This is a genomic window from Stenotrophomonas sp. ESTM1D_MKCIP4_1 (assembly GCF_003086895.1).
In the GTDB taxonomy this organism is placed as follows: Bacteria; Pseudomonadota; Gammaproteobacteria; order Xanthomonadales; family Xanthomonadaceae; genus Stenotrophomonas.
Map to the genome: position 1 here is coordinate 2,432,968 of NZ_CP026004.1, position 21,306 is coordinate 2,454,273.

The 21,306-nt window shown below is 68.2% G+C and carries 17 protein-coding genes; 6 read left to right on the forward strand and 11 right to left on the reverse strand.

Annotated features, from left to right (window positions below; all coding sequences use genetic code 11):
- Nucleotides 1–89: 89 nt before the first annotated feature.
- Nucleotides 90–3,116 (forward strand): sensor histidine kinase, encoded by a 3,027-nt coding sequence (locus C1924_RS11210; RefSeq protein WP_108765371.1) that lies wholly within the window; start codon nt 90–92, stop codon nt 3,114–3,116.
- Nucleotides 3,109–3,762: a response regulator transcription factor gene (locus C1924_RS11215; RefSeq protein ID WP_108765372.1), complete on the forward strand. Its 654-nt coding sequence runs from the start codon at nt 3,109–3,111 to the stop codon at nt 3,760–3,762. Before C1924_RS11210 ends, C1924_RS11215 begins: the two co-directional genes overlap by 8 nt.
- A gap of 1,093 nt (nt 3,763–4,855) precedes the next feature.
- Here C1924_RS11215 and C1924_RS11220 read toward each other — a convergent pair.
- On the reverse strand, nt 4,856–5,980 hold the full coding sequence (locus tag C1924_RS11220) for an MFS transporter (protein ID WP_108767039.1): 1,125 nt from the start codon (nt 5,978–5,980) through the stop codon (nt 4,856–4,858).
- A 164-nt stretch (nt 5,981–6,144) separates the two neighbouring features.
- Here C1924_RS11220 and C1924_RS11225 point away from each other — a divergent pair, with 164 nt between their 5' ends.
- Complete coding sequence (locus tag C1924_RS11225; protein WP_108765373.1) at nt 6,145–7,074, forward strand: LysR family transcriptional regulator; 930 nt, start codon at nt 6,145–6,147, stop codon at nt 7,072–7,074.
- 101 nt (nt 7,075–7,175) lie between these two features.
- Here C1924_RS11225 and C1924_RS11230 read toward each other — a convergent pair whose 3' ends face one another.
- Nucleotides 7,176–8,633: an amidohydrolase family protein gene (locus C1924_RS11230; protein WP_108765374.1), complete on the reverse strand. Its 1,458-nt coding sequence runs from the start codon at nt 8,631–8,633 to the stop codon at nt 7,176–7,178.
- A 192-nt stretch (nt 8,634–8,825) separates the two neighbouring features.
- Between C1924_RS11230 and C1924_RS11235 the strand changes: the two genes are divergently transcribed.
- Nucleotides 8,826–9,707: a LysR substrate-binding domain-containing protein gene (locus C1924_RS11235; protein WP_108765375.1), complete on the forward strand. Its 882-nt coding sequence runs from the start codon at nt 8,826–8,828 to the stop codon at nt 9,705–9,707.
- A 95-nt stretch (nt 9,708–9,802) separates the two neighbouring features.
- Here C1924_RS11235 and C1924_RS11240 read toward each other — a convergent pair whose 3' ends face one another.
- Nucleotides 9,803–10,963 carry an amidohydrolase family protein gene (locus C1924_RS11240; RefSeq protein ID WP_108765376.1) on the reverse strand — a complete coding sequence of 387 codons (1,161 nt, stop codon included), beginning with the start codon at nt 10,961–10,963 and terminating at the stop codon, nt 9,803–9,805.
- A gap of 185 nt (nt 10,964–11,148) precedes the next feature.
- Here C1924_RS11240 and C1924_RS11245 point away from each other — a divergent pair, with 185 nt between their 5' ends.
- The gene (locus tag C1924_RS11245) at nt 11,149–11,790 is read left to right on the forward strand and encodes a hypothetical protein (protein ID WP_108765377.1); all 642 of its coding nucleotides are present in this window, start codon (nt 11,149–11,151) and stop codon (nt 11,788–11,790) included.
- Between the two features lie 7 nt (nt 11,791–11,797).
- On the opposite strand, the gene C1924_RS11250 is transcribed toward C1924_RS11245, so the two are convergent.
- Nucleotides 11,798–12,433, reverse strand: a complete 636-nt coding sequence (locus C1924_RS11250) for a hypothetical protein (protein ID WP_159094785.1) — start codon at nt 12,431–12,433, stop codon at nt 11,798–11,800.
- A gap of 206 nt (nt 12,434–12,639) precedes the next feature.
- Between C1924_RS11250 and C1924_RS11255 the strand changes: the two genes are divergently transcribed.
- Nucleotides 12,640–13,206, forward strand: a complete 567-nt coding sequence (locus tag C1924_RS11255; RefSeq protein ID WP_254051123.1) for a GNAT family protein — start codon at nt 12,640–12,642, stop codon at nt 13,204–13,206.
- Here the strand turns inward: C1924_RS11255 and C1924_RS11260 are convergent.
- From C1924_RS11260 to C1924_RS20320, 7 genes are all read right to left on the reverse strand, one after another.
- Nucleotides 13,203–14,003 carry a CDP-diacylglycerol diphosphatase gene (locus tag C1924_RS11260; RefSeq protein ID WP_254051124.1) on the reverse strand — a complete coding sequence of 267 codons (801 nt, stop codon included), beginning with the start codon at nt 14,001–14,003 and terminating at the stop codon, nt 13,203–13,205. The two genes, C1924_RS11255 and C1924_RS11260, sit on opposite strands and share 4 nt — an antisense overlap.
- 49 nt (nt 14,004–14,052) lie before the next feature.
- Nucleotides 14,053–15,750, reverse strand: a complete 1,698-nt coding sequence (locus C1924_RS11265; protein WP_159094786.1) for a DUF2235 domain-containing protein — start codon at nt 15,748–15,750, stop codon at nt 14,053–14,055.
- Nucleotides 15,737–16,237: a DUF3304 domain-containing protein gene (locus C1924_RS11270; protein WP_159094787.1), complete on the reverse strand. Its 501-nt coding sequence runs from the start codon at nt 16,235–16,237 to the stop codon at nt 15,737–15,739. Before C1924_RS11270 ends, C1924_RS11265 begins: the two co-directional genes overlap by 14 nt.
- Nucleotides 16,238–16,253: 16 nt before the next feature.
- Nucleotides 16,254–17,114 carry a DUF4123 domain-containing protein gene (locus C1924_RS11275; protein WP_159094788.1) on the reverse strand — a complete coding sequence of 287 codons (861 nt, stop codon included), beginning with the start codon at nt 17,112–17,114 and terminating at the stop codon, nt 16,254–16,256.
- The gene (tssI, locus tag C1924_RS11280) at nt 17,114–19,888 is read right to left on the reverse strand and encodes a type VI secretion system tip protein TssI/VgrG (protein ID WP_343125667.1); all 2,775 of its coding nucleotides are present in this window, start codon (nt 19,886–19,888) and stop codon (nt 17,114–17,116) included. The genes C1924_RS11275 and tssI overlap by 1 nt, the downstream gene beginning before the upstream one ends.
- 251 nt (nt 19,889–20,139) lie before the next feature.
- A complete protein-coding gene (locus C1924_RS11285) occupies nt 20,140–20,676 on the reverse strand; it encodes a hypothetical protein (protein WP_216821535.1) in 537 nt (178 codons plus the stop codon).
- A 29-nt stretch (nt 20,677–20,705) separates the two neighbouring features.
- Nucleotides 20,706–21,293 (reverse strand): hypothetical protein, encoded by a 588-nt coding sequence (locus tag C1924_RS20320; RefSeq protein WP_159094789.1) that lies wholly within the window; start codon nt 21,291–21,293, stop codon nt 20,706–20,708.
- Nucleotides 21,294–21,306: the final 13 nt, after the last annotated feature.

Below are 21,306 nucleotides of genomic sequence, written 5' to 3' on the forward strand. Positions count from 1 at the left end.
CACCGCTCCATTGCCGGCGTGATAGCCGATACACCCACCGCGGCGCCTACCCCGATCGGGTCACCCCGGCCTGCCCCGCACCTGCCAGAATGCTGCCCATGCGTGGCCGCCCCCTCCCCTTCCCGCATCGCCTGGTGGCGCTGTTGTCGTGCCTGCTGCTGATCGCCCTGCCCGCCTTCGCCGAGCAGCGCCCGGTCGTGGCCTACGGCATGCCTGGCTACCAGCACACGGCCTGGCGCGTGGGCCAGGGTGCGCCCGGCGATATCTGGGACATCGCCCAGGACCACCAGGGCATGCTCTGGCTGGCGACCGGATCCGGCCTGTACCGCTTCGACGGTCGCCGCTTCGAGCGCCAGGCCGCACCGTCCACTGCCGCATTTCCGTCAACCAACATGGTGTCCCTGGCGCTGGATGGCGACGACAGCCTGTGGATCGGTTACTTCCAGGCCGGCATCAGCCAGCTTTCGCCGGCACACCTGCGCAACTTTGGCCGTACCGACGGTGTTCCGGCGGGTGTGGTGCCCCGCTTCAGCCGCGATCGCGACGGGCGCCTGTGGGCAGCCATCAACGGCGGCCTGCGCTGGTTCGATGGCCAACGCTGGCGTGCACTGCCCGCCGGCAGCGGACTGCCGGAGCGCCGCGTGCAGTGGGTGCTGCATGACCGCCAGGGTATGTTCTGGGTACTGGCGGACCTGAAGGTCTGGCGTCGCACGGCGGGGGCACGCACCTTCGAGGACACCGGCATCGCGGTCTCGCAGATGGCCTCGCTGGCCGAAAGCCCGCGCGGGGAAGTGTGGCTGGCCGACCGCGACCGTGGCACCTCACCGCTGGCCAACGCACAAGGGCTGCTGCCGGCCGCCGAACGCGAAGCCCGGCGCCTGCCGGAACTGGTGGCCGCCCGCCTGCAGTTCACCGCCGATGGTGCGCTGTGGGCCACCATGAGCCCGCATGGCGGCGTGGCGCGGGTCAGTTTTGACGGTGACCGGGCCACCCGCATCGAGCGCTTCGACACCCCGCAGGGCCTGACGGCGACATCGGCCGTTCCGGTCATCGTGGATCGCGAAGGCAACCTCTGGGTCGGTACCAACCTCGGTCTCAACCGCTTCCGCGCGCGCAGCGTACAGACCCTCACGGTCGGCCCCAGCGATCCCTATCGCTCGCTGGTGCGCGCCAGCGACGGTCGCGTGTACGGCTACGGCGGAGACCTCAAGCCGTACGATCTGCGCCGCCCGCTGCTCGGCGGAAGCGCCGCACAGCTCAAGGACGCCGCGCGCCACGCCAGTACGCCGCTGTGGCAGTTCGACTGGGTGAACCTGGTGCACACCGCGGCTGGCCGCACCACGCGCATCCCGCTGCCGGCCCCGTTCACCGGTCAATCGCAGCAGGCACTGCTGTTCCCCAACGATGATGAGGCGTGGGTGTGCGCCGGCGAGCGCGGCGTCCTGCGCTACCAGCACGGACAGTGGTACCCGCAGACCCGCCTGCCCGAACAGGCCTGCTCTTCCATGGCGATGACCCAGGAGGGCACCGTGCTGCTGGGGTATCCCGATGGCCGCCTGCGGCGCATGGATGCCCGCAGCGTGATGACCTTCGATGATCGCCAGGGCCTGGCCGTTGGACCGGTGACGGCCGTCCTGCAGGATCACGATCTGCTGCTGGTAGCCGGCGAAGCCGGGCTGGCCGCGCGCATCGGCGAGGGCCACTTCACCGACGTGCGCACCGACATGGCGGGCGTGCTGGAAGGCATCACCGGCATGGTTGCCGATTCACACGGACGGCTCTGGCTCAACGGCAGCCGAGGCCTGGTACGGCTGGACCGGGCGGCCCTGCGCACTGCGGTGCTCAACCATCGCCCCGTGGCACCCCGCCTGTTCGACGCCGTGGATGGCATGCCCGGCATCGCCTTGCAGAGCGGCCCCATTGCAACCGCCGTTCTGGCCGACGACGGCTTGCTGTGGCTGGCCACCAACCAGGGATTGGCCTGGCTGGACACCAACGCAGGCCACGTCAACACCCTCGCACCCGGCGTGCGTATCGGTGATGTCCTCTACGGCGCCACCCAGACTCCGCTGGTGGACGGGCTGCGCCTGCCGGCCGGCACCACCCAGCTGCAGATCGACTACGTGGCGCTGTCGCTGGCCCGCCCGGAACGCAACCGTTACCGCTATCGCCTGTCCGGCGTCGACGACGGCTGGCAGGACGCCGGCAGCAGCACCCGCGCCTATTACACCAACCTGGCCCCGGGCAACTACCGATTCGAGGTGGAAGCGGCCAACGAAGACGGCATATGGAGCACGGCGCCGGCCAGCCGAACCTTCGTCATCGCCGCCACGTTCGTGCAGACCCTCTGGTTCAAGCTGCTGTGCGCCGTCGTGCTGCTGGCGGCGCTGGCACTGGCCGTGCGCGTGCGCAGCGGCCAGCTTGCCGCACTGTTCCGCGCCCGCCTGCAGGAACGTCATGGCGAACGCGAGCGCATCGCCCGCGACCTGCACGACACCCTGTTGCAGGGCAGCCAGGGCCTGATCCTTCGGCTGCACGCGATCAGCCAGTCCGCGCAGACCCCCGACAGCGTGCGTACGCAGCTGGAATCGGCGATGCAGCTGGCCGAGCGCAACCTTGCCGAGGCCCGCGAGCGGGTCAATGCCCTGCGCGATGGCCCCTTCGCCGGCCGTGACCTGGCCACGGCGCTGGCCGACGTGCATGCCGAGTACGCCGGCCAGGGCACCAATCCCCTGCGCCTGACCGTGGAAGGCACACCGCCACCTTTGCGGCCCGATGCGGTTGAAGAAGTCTTCCTGATCGGCCGCGAAGCCATCCGCAATGCCCTGCGCCACGCCCAGGCCACCGCCATTGAAGTGGAGCTTTCCTACGGCGGCCGCAACTTCCTGCTGCACGTGCGCGACGACGGCGTGGGTATCGCCGACGACGATGCCGGCCATGGCCATTGGGGCCTGCAGGGCATGCGCGAGCGTGCGCAACGGCTGGGGGCGGACCTGCAGCTGTGGACCCGCCCCGGGCTGGGCACCGAAGTCGCGCTGGCCGTACCCGCACGGCGCCTCTACCACCGCCGGCCGTCGCGATGGCGCTGGCCCTGGAGCAGATCCAAGCATGACTGAGACCTCTTCCCCGATCGGCGTGCTGGTGGTCGACGACCATCCCCTGCTGCGCGACGGCCTGGCCGCCCTGCTGGGCGCGCAACCGGATCTGCGCCTGCTGGGCGAAGCCGCCGATGGCGAGGACGCCGTCGCGCGCTACCAGCAGCTGCAGCCGGATGTGGTGCTGATGGATCTGCAGATGCCGCGCCTGGACGGCGTCGAAGCCATCGTGCGGATCCGGGCGCTGGATCCGCGCGCGCGCATCATCGTGCTGACCACCTACCGCGGCGATGTCCGCGCGGTGCGGGCGCTGCAGGCCGGTGCCAGTGCGTACCTGCTGAAGGACATGCTGCGCCACGAACTGGTGGACACGATCCGCACCGTGGCCGGTGGCCGGCGCGCGGCCATTCCACCGGCCGTGGCGGCGAGCATTGCCGCGCACGTGGTGGAGGACCGGCTGTCACCGCGCGAGACGGAAGTGCTGCGTCACGTAGCGGGCGGCCTGTCGAACAAGCGCATCGGCGAGCGGATGCAGATTTCAGAGCAGACCGTGAAGGCGCACATGAAGAGTCTGATGGACAAGCTCGGCGTGGGTGATCGCACGCACGCCGTGACGCAGGCACTGCGCCGCGGAATCATCAGCCTGGATGACAGCGGCCACGATTGAAGGTGGGGTGTTCTGCAGGGCTTGCAGCCCTGCACCCGCTGGAATCAACGTCAACGTCAAAAGCGGGCATTCCGGAGATGGCGGGTTCACTCCGCTGTTGGTAGGTGTCGACCGTTGGTCGGCACATCTGTCAGATATCGATATTCAAATGGGGTCAGAGCCCGTTGCGCAGCAACGGGATCCGACCCCATGCCGTACCAACAGATCGCAGCCAACTGTCGAAGGCGGGGTGGGTCCGGTTGAGGGGGTGTCCGCGGCATGGATGCCGCGACCAAGGCTACAGGGACGTATTCACGCCGTCCCCCTCAACCGGACCCACCCCGCCAACCCACGGAAAGCACGCTTTTGACGTTGCCTTTGCCGGCCAGCGGCCGGCACTACCGCAGGTGCAGGGACATCAAAAGCGGGCATTCCGGAGATGGCGGGTTCGATCCGGTGTTGGTGGGGGCCGACCGTTGGTCGGCACATCTATCAGATATCGATATTCAAATGGGGTCAGAGCCCGTTGCGCAGCAACGGGATCCGACCCCATGCCGTACCAACAGATCGCAGCCAACTGTCGAAGGCGGGGTGGGTCCGGTTGAGGGGGTGTCCGCGGCATGGATGCCGCGGCCAAGGCTGCAGGGACGTATTCACGCCGTCCCCCGCAACCGGACCCACCCCGCCAACCCACGGAAAGCACGCTTTTGACGTTGCCTTTGCCGGCCAGCGGCCGGCACTACCGCAGGTGCAGGGACATCAAAAGCGGGCATTCCGGAGATGGCGGGTTCGATCCGGTGTTGGTGGGGGCCGACCGTTGGTCGGCACATCTATCAGATATCGATATTCAAATGGGGTCAGAGCCCGTTGCGCAGCAACGGGATCCGACCCCATGCCGTACCAACAGATCGCAGCCAACTGTCGAAGGCGGGGTGGGTCCGGTTGAGGGGGTGTCCGCGGCATGGATGCCGCGGCCAAGGCTACAGGGACGTATTCACGCCGTCCCCCTTCAACCGGACCCACCCCGCCATCCCACGGATAGCCAGCTTCTGCCGTTGCCGTTGCCGTTGCATTGAGCAGGTGCAGGGCTGCAAGCCCTGCAATACCAACAGACCTACCTCAACCGCACCAGCAGGCTGCTGCCCGCACACACCACCGCCAGCCACGCTACGCCGTGCCAGCCCCACTGCGCCAGCGCCAGGCTGCCCAGCGCGCCACCGGCCGCCATGCCGATGAACATGCCGGTGAACAACAGTGCATTCAGCCGACTGCGCGCCGATGGCACCAGGCCGTAGACCAGCGTCTGGTGCGCCACCAGCGCCGACTGGAAACCGAAATCGAACAGCAGTGCACTTAGCACCAGCAACGGCAGCAGCGCAGCCGCCGGCAGCCAACTGTCAGCGAGCAGCAGGCCAAAGCCCACCAGCGCCACCGCAATCGCCAAGCGCGCCACCGCAGGGCTGCCCAGACGATCGGCGTAACGACCGGCAAAGGGCGCCGCCAGCGCGCCCGCCGCGCCCGCAATGCCGAACGCTCCGGCCGCCGCACTTCCCAGCCCCAGCGTGGCATGCAGCATCAGCGCCAGGGTCGACCAGAACGCACTGAAGCCCACCGCCAGCAGCGACTGGCTGGCCACCGCCCGCCGTAGTTGCGGCTGCTCGCGCCACAGCTGCAGCAGCGAGGCCAGCAGCGCGGGGTAACGCAGGGCACTGGTCGGTGCGAAGCGCGGCAGCGCCTTGGCCATCACCCCGCCCATCGCGGCCACCGAAACCGCGGCCAGCACGAACTGCGTGCGCCAGCCCCACGCTTCAGCCACCACGCCACTCACCACCCGCGAAAGCAGGATGCCCAGCAGCAGGCCCGTCATCACCCGGCCGACAATCTGCCCCCGATGCGCGTCCGGCGCCAACACCGCAGCAGCCGGCACGATGTCCTGGGCCAGCGTGGCCATCAGGCCCACCAGCAGGCTGGCCAGCAACAAGCCGGGCAACTGGCCTGCCAAGGCCGCTGCCGCCAGTGCCAGTGACAACAGCAGCGATTTCAGCAGGATCAGGTAGCGGCGGTCGAACCGGTCACCCAGCGGCGCCAGGAGCAGGATGCCCAGTGCATAGCCCAACTGGGTCAGCGTCGGCACCAGGCCAACGCTACGCTCGCTGGCCCCCAGGTCCTGCGCGATCAGGCCCAGCATGGGTTGGCTGTAGTAGAGGGAAGCCACCGAAAAGCCAGCACCAGCGGCCATCGACAGCACCAGCGGCGCCGAGGGCGTGGTCGTGGGCGGAATCGTCACGGAAACATAGGAGTTCGACATGGGGGAGTGCCAGGGGCAGGAAGTGTGCATAGCCTGAACCTATTCGCACGGCGTCTGTAGTAGGCTCATTCGCATATCTTTCATACGCCGCACGCATGAACGAGCTTTCTGCCAGCGCCGACCGCCTGGATCTGCTGCGCACCTTCCTGCGCATCGTCGATGCCGGAAGCCTGTCGGCCGCCGCCACCCAGCTGGGCACGACCCAGCCGACCGTCAGCCGGCGCCTGCAGGCCCTTGAACGCCAGCTTGGATTGCGCCTGCTGCAACGTTCCACCCATGGCCTGCAACTCACAGAGGACGGTCAACGCTGCCAACGCCACGCGCAGCGTGTCATTGACGAATGGGAAGCCTTGCAGGCCGAGCTGCACGGTGAAGCGCAGGTGCTGCGCGGGCGACTGCGGGTGATGGTGCCGCATGCGTTCGGCCAGGCGCAGCTGCTGCCGACCATGCTGGACTTCCTCGCCCGGCATCCGATGCTCAGCCTGGAATGGATCCTCGAAGATCACCGCCCCGATTTCGTTGCCGACGGCATCGACTGCGCCGTGCGCGTCGGCCCGGTGGACGAACCTCGCATGGTCGCCCTGCCGCTGGCCGAAGTGCCGCGCATTGTCGTGGCCTCACCGCGCCTGGCAGACCCCTCCCGCGTGCGCACGCCGGAACAGGCACAGGCACTGCCCTGGATCGCACTGGCCACCTACTACCGCGAACGCCTGCTGCTGCACGACGCGAAGGGGCGTGCACATACGCTGTCCATCGCGCCACGCCTGCTTACCGACAACCTGTTCGTGGTGCAGCGTGCCGCCGTAGCGGGCCTGGGCGCGGCGGTGGTCTCGGCATGGCTGGTGGCCGACGATCTTGCCAAAGGCCGCCTGGTGCAGCTGCTGCCGCAGTGGCAGGCACCTCCGCTGCCGGTGCATCTGGTGTTTCCCGCCGCGCGCCACCAGCCGCTGCGCCTGCGCGCTTTCATTGATGCGATGAAAGATGCCCTGCCGCAGGTGCATGGCATGCGTCCGGCGGTGCGTTGAACCCCTGCAAGGGTCAGAGCCCTTTCCGTTGGAAAGGGATCCGACCCTGCTTCTGGCGTCAGAGCCCTTTCCAACGGAAAGGGCTCTGACCCCACAGACGGTTACTTTCCTTTGGCCGGCTCGGCATTCCACGCCGCCACCTTGGCTTTGGTATCGGCCAGCATCCTGTCCAACGCGGCGCGGTCATACACGGTGCCACCCAGGATCACGCTGTCGATCTTCTCCGTGGCCGCGATGTCCTGCAGCGGGTTGGCGGTCAGCAGCACCAGATCGGCCGCCTTGCCGGTGGCGACACCGCCGTAGCGGTCCAGCTGACCGAACCAGGCCGGCCCGGAACGGGTGGCCGCCGACAGCGCCTGCGGTGCGCTCAAGCCCTCTTTCACGAACAACTGCAGTTCCTGGTGCAGGGCGATGCCCGGGAAGTTGTACGAATTGAGGAAGCCCGCATCGGTACCTGCAATGATCGTCACCCCCGCTTCCTGCAGCATCGGCAGCACCGAAGCCACCTGGTGGTACTGCGCATGCCGCGCTTCGATCTGTGCCGGGCTTGCCTTGGCGGCACGGTCCACGCGCCACTGGTAGGTGGCACGCAGGCCCGGCCCGATGTAGGCCAGGTACGGATCATGCGCGTGGTCATCCTGGTCGAGGAAATCGAGGATGCGCCCACCGTTGAGGGTCGGGGTCACGAACACACCGCGCGCGGCGAAACCGCGGTACGCGCGCATCGCGGTGTCGCGGTCGAAACTGGCGTCCAGCCGGCGGTTGGCCTCGGCGCGATCGATGCGCCCTGCACCGAAGTCGGCGGCAATCTGCGCCTCATCCCTGCTGCCCGCCTTGAACGCATAGTCCAGATGTTCAATCGAGGCCAGGCCCGCATCGACAGCCTGCTCGACCGTCAGGGCCATCGGAATGTGGCCCGACGCCTTCAGACCCGCCTTGCGCGCTGCACTGGCCGAATACAGGAACAGCTCCGGCTTCAGCGTGCTGTCGGTGATCTTCACGAAGTCGACCTTGTCGTCCTGCAGGCGCGTGATCGCCTTGTCGACGTCGGCTTCGCTTCCCACTTCGATCGTGCCCTTCCAGACCGGCTTGAGGCCTTCGATCTTGGCGCCGGAGCTGAGCAGACGGGGGCCGAACAACGTGCCGTCAGCAATCTCGCCGCGCCACTGCAGCACCTGCTCCGGCAGGTCGCCCGAGCAGTCACGCACGGTGGTGATGCCGTGTGCGATGTACAACGGGAGCAACGCCTTGTTCTCCTCGACCAGCGCCGGGCCACCACCGAAATGCACGTGCATGTCCCACAGGCCCGGAATGAGGTATTTGCCCCGGGCGTCGATCTGGCGGCTGGCAGTCCACTGCCCGCGCAGCTGCGCATCGGGGCCCATGGCCACGATGTCATCGCCACGGATGACCACGCTCTGGCCCGGCAGGCTGCGTGCGTGCTCGACATCGACCACGGTGGCATTGCGGATCAGCAGGTCGGCGCGTTCGGCAGCGGTGGCCGACAGCGGGGCGATGGCAAGCAGCATTGCAAGGGACAACGGACGGGGAACGAACATGGACAGCATCCTGATGGGCACGCACCGCGTGCGGGGTGGAAGGGACAGGGTTCAGCGCGTTGCGCCGGCGCAGCGCGACAGGGTTTCCAGCGAGATGCTCCAGCGCAGCGCAGCGCAGCGAGGCGCTGCGCTTGCCGCCCCCTGCCCTGCATGGTAGAAGTCGCCACGTGCATCCAGAAGTGAAATGTTCAAATGCAAGACAGTGCGAAATCGAATAGACCACTGTTCGAGCTGGACCTGCTGCGCGCCCTGGCGATGGTGGCCGACTGCGGCAGTTTCACCACCGCCGCCACTCGGCTGCACTCCACCCAGTCCACGGTCAGCCAGAAGGTGCGGCGCCTGGAAGAACTGGCCGGGCATCGCCTGCTCGCGCGCAGCCACCGCGATGTGCACCCCACCGATGCCGGGCACACCATGCTGGGGTACGCACGGCGCATGCTCGATCTGCACGACGAAATGGGCCAGGCGCTGGCCGGCGCGACGGTGGAGACCGCGGTACGCATCGGCGTGCCTGAGGATTTCGTCAACGCGCAGACCACGCGCATGCTGGCGGCATTCAGCCGGCGCTACCCGCAGGTGAAACTGGAGATCAGCAGTGGCCTGAGTCGCGACCTTGCCCACGGGTTCGACCACGGCGAACTGGACCTGGTCCTGGTGAAACAGCGCCGCAACACGCGCCAGGCGGTGCACTGCCGGCGTGAACCCATGCACTGGATCGACAGCCTGCGCAGCAGCAGCCTGCAGCAGGATCCACTGCCCCTGGTCACCTTCCCGCCACGCGGGCTGTACCGGGACGAAATGATCCAGGCGGTGGAAGCGCTCGGCCTGCGCTGGCGCATCGCGTTCACCAGCTCGTCGCTCAGCGGCATCCAGGGTGCGGTGGCCGATGGGATCGGCATCAGTCTGTTGCCGCGTCGTGCGGTGAGCCGCGAACATCGCATCATCGACGGTGAGCGTGGGCTGCCAGTGGTGGACAACTATGAGATCGGGCTGCTGCACCGCCCCGATGCGGATGACGCGGTACGCGCCCTCGCGGCCGAACTCTGGCGGCAGGTCCAGCGCGAGGCGGAGTAGTCCCGCACGGGGTCGGATCCCGTTGCTGCGCAACGGGCTCTGACCCGCTTCCGGATACGGACATCTGACAGATTTCATCCACGCATGGCGTGGATCTACTGCCACCGCCCCTGCACGACCACGCGACGTTCCACCGGCACGCCTGCCACCGCTGCCGGCCCGTGATCCGCCCGCACCGCCACGAACGTCGCCGGCATCCCCTCGCCCATTCCGTACTCCGGCAACCCGATCACCTCGGCCGCTTGCGTGGTCACCATGTCCAGCGCCAGCATCAGATCGGCATCGGTGTAGAACCCGGAGCGGTAGCCGAGCAGCATCGCGCGCTGCAGCAGATCGCCGTTGCCGTAAGGCCACCAGCTGTCACGGATGTTGTCGTTGCCAGCAAACACCCGCACCCCGGCGTCATGTAGCGCCCGCACTGGCGGGAACGGATGATCGCCCGGTGCGTTGCTCATGATCGCTACGCCTGCCATCGCCAGCGCCTCACCCACCTGCAGCGCACGTGCCAGCGGCACTTCGCCCAGCGCGTAGGCATGGCTAACCGCCACCCGACCCTGCAGCCCGGCGGCGCGGGTGCGCGCGGCAATGCGCAGCAGCTGGGCCAACCCGGTCTCGCCCGGCTCGTGCAGGTGGATGTCCAGGCGCACGCCATGACGCTCGGCCAGGCCGAACAGCAGGGCCAGCTGCCCTTCCGCGTCACCATCGAGGGTGGTCGGGTCGATGCCACCGAGCACGGCCACGCCTTCCGCCAGGGCCTGCTCAAGAACCGCTGCCGTGCCCGCGCAGGACATCACGCCCGCCTGCGGGAACGCAACCAGCTGGATCTGCATGATGTCGGCGCAGCGTTGCGCAGCCTCGCGCACGGCGTGCAGATGGTGCAGACCAGTACTGGCGTCGATATCGACGTGGCAGCGCATCGCCACCGTGCCGAAAGCGCTGCACTGGCGGATCAGCGCCTCGGCGCGGTCCACCATCGGCGCGGCGGCCGCGACGGCGGCCTTTTCCACCGCCAGCCGTTCGCGCAGGCTGGCCACCGGCTGATGCGAATGCCAGCGGTCACCCACGAAGCTCTTGTCCAGATGGATATGCCCATCCACCAGCCCCGGCAGCAGGGTGAAGCCCTGCAGGTCGATGATGGCGGCCCCGTCGGCGGGCACTGCGGAGCCGTTGACGCCCTCGAAGCGCCCGTCGCGGATGTGGAAATGCAGCGACGCACCCTCGCGATCGACGCCGCCCTGGATGAACTGCAGGGTCATGGGGAACTCCCGAAAAGCCAACAAGGGGCACATCGTGCGCCCGGCAGGGCGTATCGGCCAACGAAATATCTGCATGGCTTGTATTCGACATCGCGATGAATGCCTCACCCCGCCTGACGCGTTCTGCACTTCCGGCGCACGCCTGAACGGGTAACATGTGCGCCTGTTTTCCGCTGTGATGTCGCATGGGCCCGTCCGACCGCCACGATCGTCTCCGCCGCTGGCAGGCCGCGTCCCTGCTGGCCGCTGCCCCGATCGCCAGCCTGTCCGCTGCCGATGCCAATGCCACGGCGCCACTGCAGGCGCCGCCCGGCCAGCAGCGCGCCGCTGCATCCGCCCTGGTGGAACGGCTGCACCAGCGGATCCTCGCCGGCCCCAGCGCGACCGGCACCCTGGAAAGCTGGTGCGCCGAGCACGGCCTGGCCGACCAGGCGCGTGTGCGCGCGGTACGCGTACACGGCCAGGACAAGGCGGCACCGGCCGACGTACTCATGGCCCTTGGCGCCGGTGCGGATACGCCGCTGCGCTACCGCCGCGTGCAGCTGGTCTGCGGCAGCCGCGTGCTCTCCGAAGCCGACAACTGGTATCTGCCCGAGCGCCTCAGCCCGGCCATGAACCAGGTGCTCGACAGCAGCGATGAACCCTTCGGCCGGGTCGTTGGCCCGCTCGGCTTCCAGCGCCAGACCATGGCAGACCAGACCTTCTGGCCGCCGCGCGGCGAAGGCGACCGTGGCGTCATCCTGGAGGTGCGTGCCCTGTTGCGCGACCGCCAGCAGCAGCCCTTCAGCTACGTCATCGAGTCCTACAGCGTGCAGGCGCTGCCGTAGCAGAGCGTTACGGGGTGCTGATCCCGTTGGCCGCCGGATCGACGGAAAAGACGAACCGCCCCGCGGACTGTCCCTGGCCCAGTGGATACTCGGCCGTCATCAACGCGTAGTACGGTGCGCCGTGGTCCTGCCGGAACGCGCGCACCCAGTCTGCGAACCCCTCCCTGCTGCGGCTTTGCACCTCGCCCATGCACAGACTGTAACCGCACCACAGCGAGGCCAACGCCGTGTCCGCGCCCAGCGCACGGGTCGCCGCCGCCCGGTAGAGCGCGCTGAGATCCTGCGCATCCGGATGACGGGCCGCGTCCTGCTCGAACTGCCGCAGGGCCTCCTCGAAGCCTTTGCGGGACCGGAGAACCGTCTCGGCACTGCCGGACGACAGCATGTTGCCACTCAGCAACCGCGACTCCCCGGCCAGATAGCCCGGATCCGGCACGGCACCGCGCTTCACCGGCTGCGCGACGGGCGGTGCAGGCATGGCGCCAGCGGGCGGCGGCGCCTTGCTGGCCGCGGCTGCGGGCGCTGCCGCTGAGGCCGCCGACGGGTCGGCCACTGCATCGCCGACCGCGTGTGCGGAATCGTCGTTGTGACAGCCGGCCAGCGCCAGCAGAAGCCCGAACCTGCACATCTTCCCTGATTGCATGCCTGTACGCCCTGTGTCAGATGCCGGCAGCATGGCATACAACACATTCCGCCATGGCAGCAGCAGTGTGCCTGAACCGATTCAGCCCCCTCGCGAACTGCATCGTGCACTTTGCAACAAATTTCATGGGCATCGGGCCGCGCATTCGGGATCGTTCCCGAATGTGTATCGAACCGACTCCTACTTCCGTCCCTGCCCTGCACCCGGTGCTGCGCCGTCATCTGCTGCTGCTGGGCCATGGCTCCGTCAAACTGCGCTCGCTGCAGCGCACCGACCTGGCGGGCTGGCGCACGCTCTGCGCGCAGCGCGGCAGCCGCTGCGAGGTATCCTGCAGCGCCGACGCCGAAGTGCAGCTGTTCATCGGCATCCAGCGCTCGCGGCTGCAGGAGGACAATGACCGCCTGCTGCTGGGTGTATTCGACCAGGACAGCCACACCCTGGTCGACCAGCTGACCGTGCGGCTGCAGTCGGCCTACAGCCGCAGTGCCCAACTGGAGCGCTTCTGCCAGGCCGACTGGGACGATGCCCAGCGCTTTGCCGATGCGCTGCAGGCACTCTGCCCGTTCCTGTTCGAGCAGGTCGGGCTGCACCGGGTCTATGTGATGCTGCCGCCCTACGGCAGCGCCGCGCTTGCCGCCGTGCTGCGTACCGCCGGCTTCGAGAACGAAGGCCTGCTGCGCGACCAGCACCTGGGTGCGGCGGGCTGGGAAGATCGCTGCCTGCACGCACTGACCGCGACGCGCTGGCGTCGTCAACAGGCCGCACTTGGCTAGCGCACCCGCTCCAGCGCGGCGCCAGCCCCGGTCACCACGCTGCAGGCATGGTCCTGCAGCTCCTCGGCACTGGCATCGTTGCCCGCGGCGGTGTCGAGCCGGGTGGCCAACAACACGAAACCGGGTGCACCCCGCGCATCACGGTGGCCCGCCACCAGGAGGCTCCAGTTGCCGACATCCGCCGGGCCACTGAGGTCGAAGGCCAGCAGGTTCAGCGGGTTGGCGGTCAGCGCCGCGCCCGGCAGCAGGCGTGCCTGGTACACGTGGCCACGCAGCGGCACCGGCAACGGCGCCCAGCGGGTCTGCAGGGCCGCCTGCTGCGCATCCAGGGCCTGCAGCACGTCCGCACGCAGGCAATCCACGTGGATGTGCAGCTGGTGCTGCGAACGACCATGTGGCGAATTCAGCGCAAGACTGGCGACCTCCCGCGGCAGCGGTCGTCCCAGCGCCTGTTCGGTGTGGGACCGCGCCTGCCAGGCCGCAGCAAAGTAGTTGGGCACCCCCTTGCGGTAGAGACCGGGGCTTTCGATGCCGCTGACCTTGTCCAGCGGCATCAGCAGGTACTGGAACTGGCCGTGGGAATCCTTCACCAGCACGTCGCGGCGATCGGCCGCAGCGTCCACCTGCAGGCAGCTGCCCTGCGGCCCCTGCGCATTCCGGCAGTCGCGCTCGATCACCCGCCACAGCGCATCGGAGTGGGCCGGAGCGGGCGGCGGAACCGGGGCGCTGGCACAGCCGGCCAACACGGAAAGGGAAAGACACAGGGACAACGGAAGCAGACGACGCACGACGCTCACACTCAGCAGTTCGGCCAGGGGCCGCAGGCGCGCTAGTGTAACGTGCCGCTCAACCCGCCATGGCCGCCTCCACCCCGGCCTCTGCTTCAACCTTGCCGGGGGTGTACTTGGTGGCACCGAAATACAGCACGCGCCACTGGCTGAGATTGCCGATGAACCAGTGCGCGACCGAGTCGTGGCCGTAGCCATCGAAGAACGCCTCCACGTCCGGCGGCAGCAGGGTCGTGTCATCCCATGCCTCCAGCGTGACCCGCTCGGCCATCGTCAACGACGCGCCCCGCTCGCGCCGCCGGCGCAGCCCGACGATCTTGCCCACCAGCGTATCGTTCTCCTTTTCCAGCCCGCGCCGCTGCTTGCGCACGGCAGACAGTTCATCGTCGCGCGCTTTCAGTTCATCGGAAACGCGATTCCACTCGGCGGTTTTGTCTGCGTTGCCCTGGTCAGCCAGATGCAGGTTGTCGTTGCCCCAGGGCGATGGCAGCTGCGACTGCCGCCGGCGCAGGGTCCTGACCTGCTCGCGCAGCGCCTCCTCGCGGGCGGCAAGGCGCTGCATCGACGGCAGCTTGTCACCCCGGGCCACGCGCACCCGCATCCAGCGGTACAGCAGCTGCATGTGCGCCGCCTGCACATCCTCCATGCGTCCCCGCTTCACCCGCACGGCCTGCAGGTAGGCATTGAACACGGCCTGCAGTTCCGGATCCTGCTTGTCGAACTCGCTCCTCACGAACGGCTCCAGCTCGCTGACCGGATTGAGCAGCACGCCGCCGGTCTGGGCCATGTCATACATCTCGTTCAAGGCGAACCGCGCGATGCTGTTCTGCCGTCCCTGGTGCTGCGGGTCATAGCCGCCGCCCACATCCGAGTGCACGCCCGGGAACCAGATCTCCACCGTGTTGGCCGGGTAGTGAGCATGCTCGCGGGTGGAATCCAGCGGAAACTGGCCGCGCAGCTCATGCGCCGCCGTCATGTGCACCGACTGCTCGACGATGGCCGGCACGGCCATGCCTTCGGCCCAGCCGGTGTGCCCGTTGCGGTAGTTCACCGCTGCAGCGGCGAGGTTTGGCCATACCGAACACACGGTATCGAACACCCCCATGAAGCCGATCCGCAGCGGTATCCGCTCGCGATAGAGCCACGTGCCATCGGCCTGGCGCTTGCAGCGTGCGGCCAGATCACGCGCGAACGCCCGCGCCGACGCAGCCCCACGCGAAAAGCCCAGTACCGATACGCTGACCACCAGGATCCGCATCGGCTCGGGCTGGGTGTCGATCAGCTCATCCAGGGCCTGCAGCGCGAAATCAATGCGCTCGCGCCCGCCTTTGCCGATCGACAGCCCAAGCAGCCCACCGCCATCGCCCACCTCCGGGCACGGGGTGCCCACGCCCGCCAGGTACTGCCGTTTGATGGTGCGGGTGTCGTCCTTGTGCGCGATGAAGAGCCGCGCGATGTTCGACAGCGCACGCTCGTCCTCGCCCTTGCCCAGTTCCTCGTCGCGGTTGTTGCCTGTACCATCGAAGAACACACTCAGGTGCAGGCTCTGGGTGCAGCCGGTGGTCGCCGCCTCCTTGTCGGGCACCGTGCCGCACATCGCTTCCTGGCGGCGGCGGCGCTCGGCATCGCTCAACGGACGGGTGCCGCGCGCCAGCCGTGCGGTACGCGCGCTGCCTTCTGCCTGGGCGACCGGATCGGGCGTGCCCGGCTCAAGGTCGACCTGTCCGGGAATCGCGGTTGGATCAGTACTGGTCATGGTCCTTGTGCTCCTTCGGCACCGGCATGCGGCGCACATCCCATTTGTTCACGCCTTTGCCCAGCAGCTCCGCTTCCACGTGGCCATCCGGGTAGAAGTGCAGCAGCAGCGTTGCCGGATCGGGCGGATAAGGTGTTTTCAACGGCACCATGGCCTCGTGCGGCACCCGGTGACCTTCGTCCAGATAGCGGTTGCTGGCCAGGTCGTAGCGGTTGGTCTCGGTCCACTGCACGCGGACGCTGTCCGGCCCCTTGCCACGGGGCGCGCGCGGGCCCATCGCCGAACCGCCGTTGGTGTAGCCACTCACACCGCCGAGGAACTGCCCATCCACCCGCACATCGGCGAGGTAGTTCGGGCTGTAGTTGAACGCGAACAGCGACAGGACCGGCGTCTTTCCACGCGCCATCGCCCGGCTGCAACCCACGCCCAGCACCAGCAAGGCCAGCACCGCCAATGCACTCCATACCTGATACTTGCTGCCGATCATGCAGGTCTCACTCCAGTCAGTCCCAGCTTTCTTCCAGCGGCCATACTTCATCGCCAATCTGCGCGGCACTGCGCCGGCCCGCCGCGAAATCCTGCAGGCGCGTGCGCCAGGCCGGGTCACTGCCCAGTTCGCTGCCCGCCAGCAACGCCCAGGTCGCCACCATCACCAGCCGCCGGCTGTCCTCGATACCGACATCCGCCGCGGCGGCCACCACCCGGCGGAAAAACGTATACCAGCGTGCGCGTGGCACCCGCGCCAGCAGTTCCGGATCGGACAGCTGGAAGTGGTCGATGAGGGTGTAGGGATAGCTCGCATCGATGAGCCCGCGGCGCTGTGGTGCTTCAAGCACCCACGGCGGGTCATGCGGATCCACCGCGACGTCCTCGAGTTCCAGGTGCGCCCACTGCAGATCATGGCGCAGGTACCACCAACGCTCCCCCAGGGCCAGGAACGCGCGGCACTGCGCCTCGTCCAGTACCTGCACCCACCAGGGCAGCACCCGCGCATCGAAAAAGCGCGTGAGGAACAGCTTCCCGTTCGGATAGCTGGCGTCCAACCGCCGTTGCAGGCGCTGCTGCAGCTGAGTGGCGTCCAGGTTTGTCTCGATGATGCTCAGCATGCCGAGTGAACGCGCCTGCGCGCCGGCCCGCTGCAGGAACCGGTCATGGTCAACGTCACGCGGCAGCCGCGCCAGGAACACACTGGCATCGTCGGCGCCGTCGGCCAGCAGACCATCGAACAGCACCATCGGCGCCCAGGGCAGCGTGCGCAGCAACTGCACCGGCGCGTCACACTGCGCCCCGTCCAGAAGGACAAACCGCTGCATGCCTGCATCCAGCGGCGGCAGATCAAGCGGCGGGAAGTGCCAGTCACGCATCATCCGCGCTCCCCCTTGGGCGTCAACGGCGCTGCGCGTTGCGCTGCCAGCAGCAGGCACTCCTTGCACACCGACTGCGGAAACACCGGCAAGGGGTAGCGCCCACTGCCGCCGGGCAGGAACGACTTGCGCCCCGCCTGCACCGCGATGCGGCCCGGTGCGTTCACGACGATGTTGCCCGCGCTGAGCGTGATGCTGGCACCGCCGGACGTGGCCACCTGCACGGTCCGCCCGGCAGCCACTTCCACCGGCGCCTGCGCACTGGCCGCGCGCAGCGCCTGCCGTGACTGCAGGTCCACCCGGTCCTGCTGCGCTTTCAGATCCAGCAGGCCTGAGCCACTGGCCACGGTCAGCGTGGGTGACTGGCCATCGATGCCCGTGACCGCAGCAGACAGCACGCCGATGGCCTGTCGGCCATGCCAACGCGCATCGCCCATCACCACCGCATCACTGTGCTGGCCGCTGCCCAGCACCAGCGTCTCCCCCTGCCCCCAGTGCAGCCCCTGGCCGGCCACCATCACCGCGCCCTGCGGCGACGACAGGCCAAGCACGGGGTCGCCCGTATGCGGCACCACCCCCTCACCGGCCTCACTGCTGCGTTGCCGGGCGGCGCCGGCAGCCTCCGGCAGGCTCGCGCCGGGTACGGCACTGCGCACGCTGTCCAGCAGTACCGGCAGTGGCGACCGCGCGCCATCCAGGCGTGAGCGTTGCAATGACTGCACACCGGTCTCGGCGGCAGGGCGCACCGTGCGGTGGGTATCGGCGGCGACGCTGTAGTCTTTCGCCAGCGACACCAGCTGCTGCAGCAGTGCGGACGGCTGCACGGCTTCGCCCGCAGGGGCCGCGCCGGCATGCGCGTAGGCGCTGAACCACGCGCCGGCCGTCCCACGCACCGCGCCCCACGCGTCGCTGCGCAGTTCAAAACCCTGTCCGCGCACGCTGCCCACGTAATTGTCAGCCTGGTGCCGCAGGTGCCCCAGCGTCAGCTGCGACGCCTGCTGGCTGCTGGCCAGCTGCGCACGCAACTGCTGGTTGGAGTCATCAAACAGCAGATGGTTGCTGCCCTCGCCCCCGGCCCATTCGCGCGAGCGGATTCCCCACAGCGCGCCATCGTGCCGATGCGCGCCCTCACCCGCTCCCCCTGCGTGCCAGGCCGGTGCCTGGCCACCGCTGAGATTGGCCTGCGCACTGCTGTGTGCATCAGCCGCCTGGGCGTACGCCGACAGGTCGGCTTCGGCGCCAGCCCCGGCCGTGGTCGGCGCCACGCCCGCTTCGCCACGCCCGTTGTACAGCGCGCCCAGCACCACCGGGCGGTCGATATCGCCCTCCAGGAAGCCCACCAGCACTTCCTGGCCGATCCGCGGCAGGAACTGGCTGCCCACGCCGGGGCCTGCGTAGCGCTGCGCCACGCGCAGCCAGGCGCTGTCGGCACCGCCCGCATCGCCCTGGAAATGGAAGCGCACGCGGATACGCCCCAGCGCATCGGCATGCAGATCATTCGCCGCCCCCGATGAGCCGGCCACCACGATCGCGGTCTGATAGCCCGGTGCCAGCGGCCGCGCATTGCGACGCGCACCGGTGCCATCGGCCAGGATCGGCCGCCAGCGACGGTCGCGCGCCACCGCGCTGAACGCATTCACGTAGCCATGCTGTTTCGCCGCGTCCTGCAGGGGGTCGAGTTCTGCCGTCTCACCAAGCAGCGCCCGCACGCACTCGCGCAGGTCCACCGGCAGGTTGTTGACCCCGGCGTGGGTCACCTCGACCAGCAGCAGCTCGGCCGGCAGATCGCCCGGCAGGCCGGTCAGTTCCCAGGCATGCCCGGCATCCGCGCTGCGCACGCTGCCACGGCCCTGCCACTGCAGCGCCTGCGCCTCCCGTGCCTCGGCCATCAACCGCGCGTGGTGCTGCAGTTCGGCAACATCGGCGAAGGCATAGGCGCCCACAGCATCGTAATCTTCGCGCGGACTCTCGCCGGCACCTTCCAGCGGCAGCTGCCCGGCCAGCGAACTGACACTGCGGTAATCGCTGCTGTGCAGCTGCACGCGCGTGCTCTGCAGCCGCCGTTGCTGGCCCAGCTGCTGCACGCCATCGTCCTCTTCGGTGGCATCAGCACGATGGAAGCGGATGCCGCCGCGCGCCTGCGAGGCCGCCGATTCCGGCAGCAGCGTCGAGTCGGCAAACAGCAGCACGCCATGCCCGGCCGCTGCAGCGGCCACCTCCTCCACGCACCAGCCCACACCCTCTTCGGCCAGCAGGCGCTGCACGAAGGCCAGATCCGATTCCCGGTACTGCACGCAGAAACTGCGTGGCCGCGAGGCCGTCAGCAGCGCATCCACGTCATCGCTCCAGCGCCAGTGCGCATGCGGCGCATGCGCCTGCAGCACGGCGTCGATGATCGCGCGCACGTCCTGGTCCTGGAACACCCGGCTGCACACCGCCTGGTCCAGCCACCATGTCCAGTCACGCAGGGTGATGCGGTAGCGCACCAGACCGCCATCGGCCTGCAGGCAGTCAGCCGCAGCGATCACTCCGTGGCGGGACCAGTCCTGCCCGTCGGCCTGGCGCGCGTGCAGGCAGGCCGGCTGCCCCAGCCAATCGGCCAACGGCAGCGCCGCATCCATCGACAGCACGTCGACCTGCAGATGCCGCCCGCCGGACAACGCATCGCGCCCCGACCAGCCATCCACCACCACGGCCGGCTGGCCCGGTAGATCCAAGCGGAACAGACGACTGCCGGCATCCACACCGGCCGCCTGCACCATGAGACTGCGCATCGCTTCCATGGCGTTCTCACTGTTGCCGCCCGCCGCTCCCCCGCGCGCGGTTCCTCCCCCTGTCAGCCGACGGTAACAGATGGAAAACAGTGGCGCATCTCACGGCCTTCACGCGGTATCAACACCATTTCGATGCGCGGCGGCCCGCCTTCCGTTCTCGCTTCTCAATCGCTCGCCAGTGCCGCGCTGCCGAATCCGACCTGATGATTGCAACGCGCGCTATACCCTGCAGGCCAGTGGCCCCATGCTGTTCACTGCATGTACTGCGTGGCATGCCCGGTGAAGCGAACCCCGTCGAATCCAAAACAGAACCGACCTTCCTCAAACGCACGGTAAACCAAGAGTGCACTGCTGACGCAGAACGTGTCAGCCTGCAGCGACGTTTCCACCTTGCCGTACTCGCGTGCGCCGTCCTTGCCCACCAGTGGCCCGCTGAACGCATCGATCGGCAGCGGGTAAACCGTTCCGTCGCGGCTGTCGATCAGCACGATCGAGCGCTGGAAATATTCCTTGCGCTCCTCAAGCTGGGCCAGGATGTAGTGCGTCTTGAAGTTGGGTACCTGCGTGCGGATCGCCTCATCGATCTGGGCGCGGTGCGCCGCATCGCAGAAATCCACGGGGCTGTACGTGTAGGAGCAGCCCGAGTGCGGGTAGCTCATCACCACCCCGGCATACGGTGCGTTGGCCGGCATGCTGGACGGGCCAGCGTCCTTGCACGCGGCTGGCAGGCAAGCGATGCAAGGCAACGCGAACCGGAGGGCAAGCCTGCAAAGGTCAATCCTGTTCATTGTCCGAAGTCCGCTGTTTCCATCAGCACTCACGTCACGCCTCGCGCGCCCAGCACGGTGGTTGATCGTGCCCAGGTAGGCGTGCAGATCAACTGCGATTTCCCCCCGTCATCCCCGTGCGGGCCCAGCACCGGCGTCCTGCCCTGTCTGCTGCCCTTGCCTTCGCGCAACTCCGTACCCAGCGCCTTGCGCAGGCGCGATCGTGCTTCTTCCAGCGGCAGGTCGATCAGCACGCCGAACGGGGTCGACGCAGTCCCCAGGTGGGTCACCACCTGGTAAACCGGCAACCCATGGAAATCAGCGCTCAGACAGAAGTACGCCATCCCGAAGGCTGCCTCGCGCTCGCAAGACTCGGGAGCATGCCGGGCCAGGTAAGGATTGACGGGTCGACCCGAATCCAGATACCAGCCCTTAGGCGCACAGTCGAGCAGTCCGGCGAAGAGCGTGTCAGCGCTATCCGGATCATCCGGAAGTGACGGGGTGCTTTGCCCAGGATGAGCATCGGGCACGCGCTGCGCATCGAAATATGCCAGCGCTGAACGGGCACCTTCCAACGGCTCGACATTCTGCCGTTCCGCCTGGGTGCAGCCCGCCAATGTCAGCACGAAAGCAAGCATGCGCATCGCCGCT